Origin of the sequence: Pseudomonas sp. Marseille-Q5299 (assembly GCF_943737035.1) — a bacterium.
GTDB classification, from domain to species: domain Bacteria; phylum Pseudomonadota; class Gammaproteobacteria; order Pseudomonadales; family Pseudomonadaceae; genus Aquipseudomonas; species Aquipseudomonas putida_E.
In genome coordinates this window covers 478,966-491,104 of record NZ_CALSFR010000001.1, presented here as the reverse complement: position 1 = coordinate 491,104, position 12,139 = coordinate 478,966, and the positions used below count along the sequence as shown (strand labels likewise).

At 63.0% G+C, this 12,139-nt stretch carries 13 protein-coding genes; 7 read left to right on the top strand and 6 right to left on the bottom strand.

All coding sequences use genetic code 11. The features are described from left to right. Window positions 1-64 precede the first annotated feature (64 nt). Entirely contained in the window at window positions 65-622 is a 558-nt protein-coding gene (locus tag NGJ21_RS02150) for an NAD(P)H nitroreductase (protein ID WP_046785411.1), read from the top strand. A 130-nt stretch (window positions 623-752) separates the two neighbouring features. Here the strand turns inward: NGJ21_RS02150 and NGJ21_RS02145 are convergent, their stop codons facing one another. From NGJ21_RS02145 to NGJ21_RS02125, 5 genes are all read right to left on the bottom strand, one after another. Next, window positions 753-2,093, bottom strand: a complete 1,341-nt coding sequence (locus NGJ21_RS02145; RefSeq protein ID WP_115274147.1) for a sensor histidine kinase — start codon at window positions 2,091-2,093, stop codon at window positions 753-755. Between the two features lie 58 nt (window positions 2,094-2,151). Continuing rightward, entirely contained in the window at window positions 2,152-2,568 is a 417-nt protein-coding gene (locus NGJ21_RS02140; protein WP_115274148.1) for a Spy/CpxP family protein refolding chaperone, read from the bottom strand. A gap of 141 nt (window positions 2,569-2,709) precedes the next feature. Next, window positions 2,710-3,387: a response regulator transcription factor gene (locus tag NGJ21_RS02135; RefSeq protein ID WP_046785408.1), complete on the bottom strand. Its 678-nt coding sequence runs from the start codon at window positions 3,385-3,387 to the stop codon at window positions 2,710-2,712. A 78-nt stretch (window positions 3,388-3,465) separates the two neighbouring features. Next, complete coding sequence (locus NGJ21_RS02130; protein ID WP_039604111.1) at window positions 3,466-3,765, bottom strand: YciI family protein; 300 nt, start codon at window positions 3,763-3,765, stop codon at window positions 3,466-3,468. Between the two features lies 1 nt (window position 3,766). After that, window positions 3,767-4,360, bottom strand: a complete 594-nt coding sequence (locus NGJ21_RS02125; protein ID WP_046785407.1) for a septation protein A — start codon at window positions 4,358-4,360, stop codon at window positions 3,767-3,769. Between the two features lie 67 nt (window positions 4,361-4,427). On the opposite strand from NGJ21_RS02125, the gene NGJ21_RS02120 reads away from it, so the two are divergent. The 6 genes from NGJ21_RS02120 (at window position 4,428) to NGJ21_RS02095 (ending at window position 11,065) form a co-directional block, all read left to right on the top strand. Then, the gene (locus NGJ21_RS02120; protein WP_115274149.1) at window positions 4,428-5,288 is read left to right on the top strand and encodes a PHP domain-containing protein; all 861 of its coding nucleotides are present in this window, start codon (window positions 4,428-4,430) and stop codon (window positions 5,286-5,288) included. A gap of 13 nt (window positions 5,289-5,301) precedes the next feature. Then, window positions 5,302-5,931: an L-threonylcarbamoyladenylate synthase gene (locus tag NGJ21_RS02115; protein ID WP_039604644.1), complete on the top strand. Its 630-nt coding sequence runs from the start codon at window positions 5,302-5,304 to the stop codon at window positions 5,929-5,931. Then, complete coding sequence (locus NGJ21_RS02110) at window positions 5,928-6,782, top strand: segregation and condensation protein A (protein ID WP_487763492.1); 855 nt, start codon at window positions 5,928-5,930, stop codon at window positions 6,780-6,782. The genes NGJ21_RS02115 and NGJ21_RS02110 overlap by 4 nt, the downstream gene beginning before the upstream one ends. Further along, the gene (gene scpB / locus NGJ21_RS02105) at window positions 6,769-7,548 is read left to right on the top strand and encodes an SMC-Scp complex subunit ScpB (RefSeq protein ID WP_119687585.1); all 780 of its coding nucleotides are present in this window, start codon (window positions 6,769-6,771) and stop codon (window positions 7,546-7,548) included. Before NGJ21_RS02110 ends, scpB begins: the two co-directional genes overlap by 14 nt. A 227-nt stretch (window positions 7,549-7,775) precedes the next feature. After that, entirely contained in the window at window positions 7,776-8,840 is a 1,065-nt protein-coding gene (rluB, locus tag NGJ21_RS02100; RefSeq protein WP_046785403.1) for a 23S rRNA pseudouridine(2605) synthase RluB, read from the top strand. Window positions 8,841-9,643: 803 nt separating this feature from the next. Further along, window positions 9,644-11,065: an amino acid permease gene (locus tag NGJ21_RS02095; RefSeq protein WP_161871241.1), complete on the top strand. Its 1,422-nt coding sequence runs from the start codon at window positions 9,644-9,646 to the stop codon at window positions 11,063-11,065. Window positions 11,066-11,165: 100 nt separating this feature from the next. Here NGJ21_RS02095 and NGJ21_RS02090 read toward each other — a convergent pair whose 3' ends face one another. Continuing rightward, complete coding sequence (locus NGJ21_RS02090) at window positions 11,166-12,050, bottom strand: LysR substrate-binding domain-containing protein (protein WP_046785402.1); 885 nt, start codon at window positions 12,048-12,050, stop codon at window positions 11,166-11,168. Between the last annotated feature and the right edge of the window lie 89 nt (window positions 12,051-12,139).

Here is a 12,139-nt window from a genome sequence, read left to right as displayed (position 1 = left end):
AGCTTGCAGCTTGGCGCTTGCAGCTTGAGAATGGCCGCACATTCAACTGCCAGGAGGGTAGCCGATGGAGGCTCTCGACGCATTGCTCAACCGTGTATCCGTGCCACGCCTCACTGAACCTGCGCCAAATGCCGCTCAGCGCGAGGCGCTGTTCCAGGCTGCGCTGCGCGCGCCCGATCACGGCCAGCTGCGGCCATGGCGCTTTCTGACCATCGAAGGCCAGGGCCGCGAGAAGCTCGGCGAGCTGTTTGCCGAAGCGGTGCAGAACAAGGGCGATGCTACCCAGGCTGCGCTGGACAAGGCCCGCGCCATGCCGTTGCGTGCGCCGCTGCTGATCGTGGTGATCGCCAGGCTGCAGGACCACTACAAGGTGCCGATGTCGGAGCAGCGCCTGGCGGCAGGCTGTGCGGCGCATGGCATCCTGATAGCCGCACATGCCCAAGGTATCGGTGCAGTGTGGCGTACCGGCGACATGGCCTTCGATGCCCATGTGCACAAGGGCTTGGGGCTGGGCGAGAACGAAGAGTTGATCGGTTACCTGTATGTCGGTACGCCGATGGCCGAGCCGCGTACTGCACCGGTTCTGCAAACCGCCGAGTTCGTCAGCGCCTGGGGCGAATGACGCCAGGGGCCACTGTGCGGCCCAATCGCCGCCAAGCCGGCCCACTGGGTTTGCGCTGAGCTGGAGAGCAGCGAGGTACCTGTGGGAGCCGGCTTGCCGGCGATTGGGCTGCAGCGCAGCCCTCTCGGATTCAACTGCCAATCTCCACTTCCAGCGGCAAATCCAGCCGGGCGACAAATCCACCCTGTGGGTGGTTCTCCAGTACCAGACTCCCGCCATGGCGCTCCGCCGCCTTGCGCGTAATCGCCAGCCCCAGGCCATGCCCGGGTGCTTCCTGCCCGGGGGCACGGAAGAACGGCTCACCCAGCTGCGCCAGGTGCTCCGCCGACACCCCCGGCCCATGGTCACGCACACTCACGACGATGCGCCCCTGCTCACGCCCGGCGCGCACCTCGATCGGCTGCCCCTGCGGATTGAAACGCAAGGCATTGCGCAGCAGGTTGTCAACGGCACGCTCGATCAGCGTTGGCCAGCCTTGCAGCGTCAAGCCCGGTTGCGCCTCCAGCCGAACGTCCTGCTCTGGTGCGCTGAGCTGTGCGTCCTTGCGCACGCTGCCCAGCAGGGCGTTGAGGTCGACCGTTTCGGCGTGAGACTGCTCAGCATCGACCCGGGCCAGCGTCAGAATTTCGCTGATCAGGTCTTCCAGCCGGTCACATTCGCGGGTCAGACGCGGCCACAAGGCTTGGCGCTGCTCGGCTTCAGCCCGTTCGGCAAGCGCCAGGGCGATGCGCAGACGCGCCAGCGGTGAGCGCAGTTCGTGGGAAACGTCGCGCAGCAACTGGCGCTGGCTGCCGATCAGGCTCTGCAAGCGGGCACCCATCTTGTTGAAGTCCTTGGCCAGCACGCCGAACTCATCACGCCGTGCAGCCAGGCGCGCCAGGCTGTTTTGCTGGTAGCTGGCCTGGCCAAGGTCGTGCACCGCACTGCGCAGGCGGCTCAGCGGGCGGGTGATGGACAGGGTCACCAGCAGGCTGAACAGGGTCAGCACCACCAGTGCTATGCCCAGGGCGCTCAGGGGCCAGAGCAGGCTCTCGCGGTGCCAGGCGTCCAGTTCCGGGTGCGGAATACGGTAGATCAGCAGGTACGTCTCACCGCTTTCGGGGCTGGTGTATTCCTCGGTCAGACGACGCCAGGGCAGGCGGCGCTCGTCATTGTGCTGGCGCGCCTCGAAGGCTGCGGCGCGGCGCGGGAAGGTACCGGGTACCACGGCCTCGCCACTGTCGTCGAGCACCTGTACATCGATCTTGAAGCGCTGCTTGCGTCGTTCGAGAAAATGCTGAGCCGACGCCAGGCCTTCGTGTTCATAGTGCTTGACCCAACGGCTGGCGAGCGTACTGAGACCGGGGTGGCGGCTGAGTATCCAGGCATCCTGGTTGAGCATATGGCCCAGTAGGATCGACAGGCCTGCGACCAGGGTGATAGCCAGCCAGAAACTGGCCAGGATGCGCCAGAACAGAGAACGCAAGAGCACCTCCTAAACGGGAAAAGCCCGGCGCGCTTGTGGGCGGGCCGGGCATTGGTGGGACAGCTTACTGGGCCTTGTCGGCTTTTTCAGCTTTCCAGGCCTGGAATTCCTTCCATTCAGCCTTGCGTGCTTCACGCGCTTTTTGCAGTTCGTCGAACTTCTTCTGCTGCTCTGGCTTGAGCAGGGCACGGACCTGGCTATCGGTCTTGTCGTGGCTGGCCTTCAGTTCGTCCTTCATGGCCTTCTGGTCCGCTGCCGGCAGTTTGGCCAGGTAGCGTTCGGTGATGTCGCGGCGGTTTTTCATCTGGTCGCCCATCAGCTTGCCAATCTGCTGGCGCTGGTCGCGGCTCAGGTCCAGCTGGGCGAAAGGCGCGTCACCGCGATGATGCGGGCCGTCGTGACGCGGGCCGCCTTCTGGCATGGCCATGGCCACGGTCGGCAAGGCAGCGGCGAACATCAGGGCGATCAAGGTCTTGCGCATGGTGTCTCTCCTGTCATGGGCCGGTGGTTACCGGATGAGCTCAGTCTAGGGAGATCAAGGTCAAGCGCAGTCAGCGAACGGTAAAGGCTGGGTAAAGAAAGCGCTGCGAGCTTCAAGCTGCAAGCTTGCAGCGGCCCCTGCCTACAGGCTGTAGTAGTAGCCGCGGCTACGCAGTGCGACGATGCGCGGGCGGCCGTCGGCGTGCGGGCCGACCTTCTTGCGCAGGTTGCTGACGTGCATGTCCAGGCTGCGATCGTAAAGGGTCAGCTTGCGGCCCAGGCCGATCTGCGCGAGCTCCTGCTTGTCCAGCGGCTCGCCTGGCTGGCGCAGCAGAGCTTCGAGGATACGGCTTTCAGACAGGGTAAGGGTCATCTCGCGGCCATCGATGCTGACCACGCCGCGCACGGGGCTGAAGGCCAGGTCGCCGATCTCCACCTGTGTAGTGGTAGCGGTCGGGTGGCTGCGGCGCAGCACTGCGCGCAAGCGGGCGGTCAGCTCACGCGGGTCGCAGGGCTTGGCCAGGTAATCGTCAGCGCCCAGTTCCAGGCCGAGAATGCGGTCCAGCGGCTCGCCGCGGGCCGACAACATCAGCACCGGCAGCTCTGCATGGTCGCTGCGCAGCTGTTTGAGCAGCTCAAGGCCGCTACCGTCAGGCAGCATCACGTCGAGCACTACCGCTGCCGGTGCATGTTCGGCCAACGCCCGGCGCGCGCTCTGGCCATCATGGCAGGCGCGGACGGCAAAACCTTCCTGGGTCAGCCAGCTGCCGAGCAGCTCGCAGAGTTCCTGGTCATCATCAATCAGTAACAGCTCGCTCATGACTCACTCAATTCAAATCGACGGCGTCTGACGCGCTCGCCAGTGGCAAAGATACCGCAGACGCCGACAATTTATCGATCAGGGCAAGACTTGCTTGAAAGGTTTGACGATGACCTGGTCGTAAACGCCCGCTGCAATGTACGGGTCGGCATCGGCCCAGGCCTGGGCAGCGCTGAGGGAATCGAACTCGGCGACGATCAGGCTGCCGCTGAAACCGGCTTCACCCGGGTCGTTGCTGTCGATGGCCGGGTGCGGGCCCGCCAGTACCACCCGGCCTTCGCTTTGCAGCTGCTTGAGGCGTTCGATGTGCGCCGGGCGTGCGGCCAGGCGTTTTTCCAGGGAATTTGCGACGTCGCTGGCAATGATGGCGTAAAGCATGTCAATCCTTGGGTTTGGAGGTAGACGGAGTGTCGTGCAGGTGGCGCGACAGGTACACGCCCTGCGCCACCAGGAATATCACGGTCATGCCCAGGCTGCCGAAGACTTTGAAGTCGACCCAGAACTCCTGGAAGGTGAAGGCGACGAACAGGTTGGCCGCGCCACAGAACAGGAAAAATGCGATCCAGGCCAGGTTGAGTCGGGTCCAGATGGCATCGGGCAGGGTCAGGGCGTGGCCCATGATGCGCTTGATCAGCACCCGGTCCCCGATGAAGTGGCTGCCGGCAAAGCCCAGGGCGAACAGCCAGTTGACCACCGGCGCCTTCCACTTGAGGAAGGTCTCGCTATGGAAGGTCAGGGTCAGGCCGCCGAATACCAGGCAGGCGACCAGCGTCAGCCATTGGCCTTTCTCCAGCCTGCGCTGGCGCAGGAACAGCGCGCCATACACCACCAGCGAGCTGATGATCAGCATCGCCGTGGCGCTATAGATACCGCCGAATTCGAAGCTGTGCCCTGCCACTTCCATGGGGCGGGGGTCGAGCTTGTAGACGATGAAGAACAGTAGCAGCGGGATGAAATCGATGAATTGTTTCACAATGGCAGCCAGAATCGGGATGTGGCGGCATAATAACAAACATCGAATCCAGCGGTAGCGCTCCTCTATGAATGTTGATCTGCACTGTCACAGCACGGCCTCCGACGGCGCCCTGGCGCCCGCGGTCCTGGTCGCCCGGGCCCAGGAGCATGGGGTGCAGACGTTGGCACTGACCGACCATGACACCCTTGAAGGCCTGCCCGAGGCCCGCCAGGCCTGCGTCGAACGGGGCATGCGCTGGGTCAGCGGGGTGGAGCTTTCGTGCACGTGGGGGGGCGCGACCATCCATGTGCTGGGGTATGACTTCCCGCTTGAAGCCCCGCCGCTGCTCGAAGCGATCGAAGCCCTGCACCGTGGCCGCTGGCTGCGCGCCGAGGAAATCGACAAACGGCTGGCGGCCAAGGGCATGCCAGGTACCCTCGAGGGTGCCCGCGCCGTGCAGCAGGAGTTGGGCGACAGCGGTAACGCACCGGCACGGCCGCATTTTGCCGAGCACCTGGTGCGCGCAGGCCACGTCAAAGACCGTGGTGAAGCGTTTCGCAAGTGGTTGGGGGCCGGCAAGCTGGGTGACGTCAAGCTGCATTGGCCGACGCTCGAGGAAACCGTTGCCACATTGCGCCAGTCCAACGCCTGGGTGAGCCTGGCCCATCCAATGCACTACGATCTGACCCGCAGCAAGCGCAGGCGCCTGATTGCCGACTATATTCAGGCAGGTGGGCAGGCGCTTGAAGTGGTCAATGGGATGATGCCTGCCGAGCAGGTGGGCACGATGTCCATCCTCACTCGTGAGTTCGGCCTGCTGGCAAGCGCTGGCAGCGATTTCCACGGCCCCGGCACCTGGGGCGAGATCGGTGCCTACCGGCCATTGCCTGAGGATCTGCCACCTCTGTGGCGCCGATTCAGCCATGAACAACCTATGGCGATATGAACAGGAAGACTTCGTGAGCCAATTTTTCCAGATTCATCCGGAGAACCCCCAGCCGCGGCTGATTCGCCAGGCGGTGGAAATCATCCGTAAGGGCGGTGTGGTCGTCTATCCGACCGACTCGGCCTACGCACTGGGGTGCCAGATCGGTGACAAGGCAGCGATCGAACGGGTTCGGCGTCTGCGCGGTTTGGACAAGACCCACAATTTCACCCTGATGTGCTGCGACATGTCGCAGTTGGGCCTGTACGCGAAGGTCGACACCGGCACTTTCCGTCTTCTCAAGGCGCATGTGCCCGGCCCCTACACGTTCATCCTCAATGGCACCCGCGAGGTGCCGCGGCTGTTGTTGCACGAGAAGCGTCGCACCATCGGCCTGCGGGTTCCGGACCACGGCATCACCCTGGCACTGCTGGCAGAACTGGGTGAGCCGCTGATGAGCGTGAGCCTGATCCTGCCCGGTGATACCGAGCCGATGACCGACCCCTATGAAATTCGCGAGCGCCTGGAGCATCACGTGGACCTGGTCATCGACGGCGGTTTCGGCGACCTGAAGGCCTCGACCATCATCGACCTGTCTGGCGACGAGCCCGAACTGATCCGTGAAGGCTGCGGCGACCCCACGCCATTTCTGGTCAACGCGTGAGCCAGATGGAGATACCCGAGGCTGCGGCCATCGAAGCCGAACTGCCTCAACAATTGCAGTTGGCCCTGGTTTACGGCGAAGCCCTGACCGAGATGCCGGTGGACCTTTACATTCCACCGGACGCGCTGGAGGTCATCCTCGAGGCCTTCGAAGGCCCGCTCGACCTGCTGCTTTATCTGATCCGCAAGCAGAACATCGACATTCTTGACATCCCCGTGGCGGAGATTACCCGCCAGTACATGGGGTACGTCGAGTTGATGAAAAGCGTGCGCCTGGAGTTGGCCGCCGAATACCTGGTGATGGCAGCAATGCTCGCCGAGATAAAGTCGCGCATGTTGCTGCCACGTTCCGCCGAGGTCGAGGAGGAGGAAGGCGACCCGCGTGCCGAGCTGATCCGCCGCCTGCAGGAGTACGAGCGTTTCAAGGCCGCGGCCGAAGGCATCGACGAACTGCCGCGGGTTGGCCGTGACGTCGTGGTGCCGCGCCTTGAGGCGCCCCAGGCCAAGGTGCGCAAGCTGTTGCCCCAGGTCAGCCTGGAAGAGTTGCTGGTTTCGATGGCGGAGGTCATGCGCCGCAACGACCTGTTCGAAAGCCACCAGATCACCCGTGAGACGCTGTCTACCCGCGAGCGCATGAGCGAAGTGCTCGAACGGCTGAAGGGTGGCGGCTTCGTGCCTTTCGTGGAGCTGTTCACGGCTGAGGAAGGCAAGCTGGGTGTGGTGGTCACCTTCATGGCAATTCTCGAGCTGGTGAAGGAATCGCTGATCGAACTGGTGCAGAATGAGCCTTTCGCCGCGATCCATGTCCGGGTGCGCGCCGAGTCTGTCGAAGAACCTGATGAATCTGAATGAACCCCGCGACCTGGCGTCGCTGATCGAGGCGTTTCTGCTTGCCTCAGGCAAACCGCAATCTCTTGAACGGCTGTACGAGCTGTTCGAGGAGGCCGAGCGCCCTGAGCCGAAGGTATTCAAGAAAGCCTTGGACGTGCTCGGCAAATCCTGCAGTGGTCGGGCCTTCGAGCTCAAGGAAGTGGCCAGCGGCTATCGCCTGCAGATTCGCGACAATTTCGCGCCGTGGGTGGGCCGCCTGTGGGAAGAACGCCCGCAGCGCTATTCCCGTGCGCTGCTCGAAACCATGGCCTTGATCGCTTACCGCCAGCCCATCACCCGTGGCGAGATCGAGGACGTGCGGGGTGTTGCGGTCAACAGCAACATCATCAAGACCCTGATGGAGCGTGAGTGGATTAGGGTCGTTGGCCACCGCGAGGTCCCTGGGCGGCCGGCGATGTTCGCCACCACCAAGGCGTTTCTCGATCATTTCAACCTCAAGAGCCTGGACGAGTTGCCGGCCTTGGCCGAGCTGCGCGAAATGGAGCCGGAGCCGTTGCTAGACCCAGATGATGCACCGGTGCCGGCGCATTTGCAGGCGTTGGCCGATGCCAGCCTGGCCGACGAGGAGGCGGTCGCCGAACCTAAGGAGGAAACGAGCTTCCGTAGCCTGCTGGTGGAACTGGATGCGATGGAGGAGGGGCTCAAGACCGATTTCGATGATTTGCCAGAGGAAGATGCGCCAGAGCCTGAGGTCGCGGTTGAGGATCAAAACAAGGTGCAGCCCTGAGGCTTGGGCGCCGGGATTACAGGTGCTGCGCGGCGTGGTGGGTGCAGGCTGGCCGGCGATGAGGCCGGCCCTTTCATTACAAAACCACTGGGCAGAAAACCACTCCACCCCCTGAAAACCCTCTAAGCTCCAGTGCGTTCCCCTTTGGAACCGCGTATGATGCGCGACCTTTTGGCGCGTTCGTCGCCAGAACCTCTGTTTTCATTCCTACACCGGGAGGTGCCCAGATGAGTGAGCAAGACCTGCAAAATACCGAAATCACCCCGCCAGCCGGCGAAAAGCTGCAGAAAGTGCTGGCGCGCATCGGCGTGGGTTCGCGCCGTGACGTCGAAGCCTGGATCAGCCAGGGCCGCATCAAGGTCAATGGCGTCGCGGCCACCCTCGGCCAGCGCGTCGACCTTCACGATGCCATCGCTGTCGACGGCAAGCTGATCAAGCGCGAAGAGGCCGCTGAGGCCACGCGCCGGGTGATCATGTACAACAAGCCCGATGGTGAGATCTGCACCCGTGACGACCCGGAAGGCCGCCCGACCGTGTTCGACCGCCTGCCGCGGCCGAAGGAAGGCCGCTGGATCAACATTGGCCGACTCGACATCAACACCACCGGTCTGCTGCTGTTCACCACCGACGGTGAACTGGCCAACCGCCTGATGCACCCGTCCTACGAGATGGACCGCGAATACGCGGTGCGTGTGCGTGGCGAGGTCGACGACGAGATGATCGAACGCCTGAAGGCGGGCGTGATGCTTGAAGACGGCCCGGCCAAGTTCACCGACATCCAGAAGGCCCCGGGTGGTGAAGGTTTCAACCACTGGTACCACTGCGTGGTGATGGAAGGCCGCAACCGTGAGGTGCGCCGCCTGTGGGAATCCCAGGGCATGGTGGTCAGCCGCCTCAAGCGCGTGCGTTTTGGCCCGGTGTTCCTCAACTCCGATCTGCCGATGGGCCGCTGGCGTGAAATGACCCAGGGCGAAATCGACATCCTGGCCGCTGAAGTGGGCCTGCAGCCGGTGGCGCTGCCTGCCATGAACCTCAAGGCCAAGGACAAGATGGAGCGCCTGCAGCGCAAGTCGACCCGGCCCATGGGGCGCAGCGAGCGTGTGCGCAGCCTGCGCCCGGCGCAGGAAGCCGCAGCTGCCGAGCGTCCGGCTCGCCAGCCGCGTGAAGAGGCGCCACGCAAAGGCAGCCGCGGCAGTGCGGTGGCTGAGCGTCCAAGCGAGATGCGCAAGCGCCCGGCCAAGCCCGACGGTGACAAGCCGGCAGGGCGTGGTCGCGGCAAACCGCGTGGCTGATCGGCTCAGGCCGTGATCAAAGCGCCAGCTTTCGGGCTAATGCCAGTCAGTTAAGCGATTTGGGGCCGCTGTGCGGCCCATCGCCGGCAAGCCACACAGGTTACAGCGCAAACCAAGAACTGCGCGGTTCCTGTAGGAGCTGGCTTGCCGGCGATGGGCTGCGTAGCAGCCCCAATAACGCTGACTGGCAGGCACTAGCCTTCGGGCTGGCTTTTTTTCGTCTGCAGTATGTGTGGGCCTCACCGCGCGCCAAGATATTGAAGAAAAAGAATTTTTCGGACGACTGGCAAGTTTTCAAACCGCCTTGTAAAGAAAACTGTACGAATTGCCCCGGTTTCTCTTGCTGGGCACCTTCTCTGTAAACAGATCTTGCCGCTCCCGCAGCTCAAGAGCCCCGCCTGCGCCGCCAGCCCTATTGCTCAACCCCCCGTCCCACGCTGATATAGCGACCATTGCCGTGTGCAAAAGCCCGTCCGAAGAGCTGGGCCTATAGAACAACAAATGGAGGCGCCATGTACGCCGATCACTCCGCCTTTCAGGGCTTCCTACCACAGGATCGCTGCGTTTTTTCCGAGGAAACGACGCAACGCGTTGACGCCTGCGCGCTTGCAGGGGTATACAGTGCGCCGCGTTTTACCTGTGACCCTCTTGCGTACCGCGCACTCTTGCTCACACCTGGCTGATCCGCTGCGGCGGCGACTGTGTTCAAGAAACCAAGGTAACCACCTTGCCCATTCCGCTGCGCCACGAGCGCGGTGGGTCCGATTCCGTCACAGATAAAAACAATGCAGGTGACTTCGTTCATGAGTGAACACAACATGCATTCAGGCGAGCTCAAGCGGGGCCTGAAGAACCGCCACATCCAGTTGATCGCCCTTGGCGGCGCGATTGGTACCGGCCTGTTCCTTGGCTCGGCAGGCGTGATGAAATCCGCCGGCCCGTCGATGATTCTGGGCTACGCCATCTGCGGCTTCATCGCCTTCATGATCATGCGCCAGCTTGGCGAGATGATCGTCGAAGAGCCGGTGGCCGGTTCGTTCAGCCACTTTGCCCATAAGTACTGGGGCGGTTTTGCCGGTTTCATGTCGGGCTGGAACTGCTGGGTGCTGTACATCCTGGTGGGCATGTCGGAGCTGACGGCGGTCGGCAAGTACATTCACTACTGGTGGCCGGAGATCCCGACGTGGGTCACGGCAGCGGGCTTCTTCCTGCTGATCAACGTCATCAACCTCATGAACGTGAAGGTGTTCGGCGAAGCCGAGTTCTGGTTCGCCATCATCAAGGTCGCGGCCATCGTCGGCATGATCGGCCTGGGCGCCTACCTACTGACCAGCGGCAGCGGCGGCCCCGAGGCTTCGGTGACCAACCTGTGGGCGCATGGGGGCTTCTTCCCGCATGGTGTCAGCGGCCTGGTCATGGCGCTGGCGTTCATCATGTTCTCCTTCGGGGGCCTGGAAATGCTCGGCTTCACTGCAGCCGAAGCCGACAAGCCGAGAACCGTGATCCCCAAGGCCATCAACCAGGTCATCTACCGCATCCTGATCTTCTACATCGGTGCGCTGGTCGTTCTGCTCTCGCTGACCCCGTGGGACAGCCTGGTCGCCAGCATCGATGCTTCTGGCGGCAGCTACGGCAGCAGCCCGTTCGTTCAGGTGTTCTCGCTGCTGGGCAGCGATGTGGCCGCCCACCTGTTGAACTTCGTGGTCCTGACGGCGGCACTGTCGGTGTACAACAGTGGTACCTACTGCAATGCCCGCATGCTGCTGGGCATGGCCGAGCAAGGTGATGCCCCCGCAGCCCTGGCCAAGGTCGACAAGCGCGGCGTGCCGGTGCGTTCGATCCTGGTGTCGGCAGCCGTTACCCTGATTGCCGTGCTGCTCAACTACTTCATGCCGCATGATGCGCTGGAGCTGCTGATGTCGCTGGTCGTGGCGACCCTGGTGATCAACTGGGCCATGATCAGTTACTCGCACCTGAAGTTCCGCCAGCACTTGGACCGCACCGGCCAGAAGCCGCTGTTCAAGGCCCTGTGGTACCCCTATGGCAACTACATCTGCCTGGCATTCGTGGTACTGATCCTGGGCATCATGCTGCAAATCCCGGGCATCCAGGTTTCGGTGTATGCCATTCCGGTGTGGGTGCTGGTGATGTTCGTCTTCTACATCATCAAGTCCAAGCGTCGTGAGCTGGGCAATGGCGCAGCAGCCGGCACCGCTACCAAGTAAGCGCAGCGGGCGGTGAACGAAACCCGATGTCAGGTGGCTGGCATCGGGTTTTTTATGCGCCGCCTCGCCGGCGACAGGGTCTGTGAACGCAGGAAAGCACTCAGATCTGCTCGAGCAACCAGCCACGAAACGCCCGCAGCGAGGGCAACGCTTCGTTCCTTGGCGGATAGATCAGGTAATAGCTGCGCTGGCTGGCGAACGCCGTACCAGGGCTGAACAGCTCGCCTTTGGCCAGCTCCTCGTCCACCAGTATCCGCGGCACCAAGCCGATGCCGATCCCTGCACGTACCGCCTGGATCAGGTGTGACGTCAGCTCGAAACTCGGCCCCAGGCGCATCGCCCGGTGCGGCAGGCCATGGTGTGAAAACCACTCGCCCCAGGCATGTGGATTGTTGGCAACGTTGAGCAGCACCTCGGCGCTGATACGTGCCGGGTCCCAACCCTGGCCGTCGATGTTGGCTTGCGGTGGCAGGATCACCACCAGTTCCTCGGCATGCAGCCGATGGCAGATCAGCCCCGGCAGGTCATGGCTGGCCACGCCGATGGCGGCATCGATCTCGCTGGTGTCGAAGTTGATCGCTTCGATCCGCGAATGAATATGCACCAGCATGCCCGGGTGGGCGCTGTAGAAGGCATGCAGGCGCGGCAGCAGCCACTTGGAGCCGAAGGTGGGCAAGGTCGCCAGGCGCAGCGTGCCGACCCCGGACTGGTAAGCCAGGGCCTGCAAGGTGGCGCTGCGGATGCGGCCCAAGGCTTCGCTGAGCTCGCGCTGGTACAGCCGGCCCACGTCGGTGAGCTGTACCTGGCGGCCTTCGCGGCGGAACAGGGTCAGCCCGAGTTGCTGTTCCAGCGCCTGCACCTGGCGGCTGACCGCGCTCTGGGTCAGGGACAGTTCGGCAGCCGCGCGGGTGTAGCTTTCATGCCGGGCGGCAGCCTCGAAAGCCAGCAGCAATGACATGGAGGGTGTGAGGTGGCGGTAATTCATTCATAAAAGTCATTGATAGCGGCAGGATTATCCGTTTGCCCCTGGGGCGAAACTACAGGAACATTGCCCTATTCGTCATCCTGGCATGG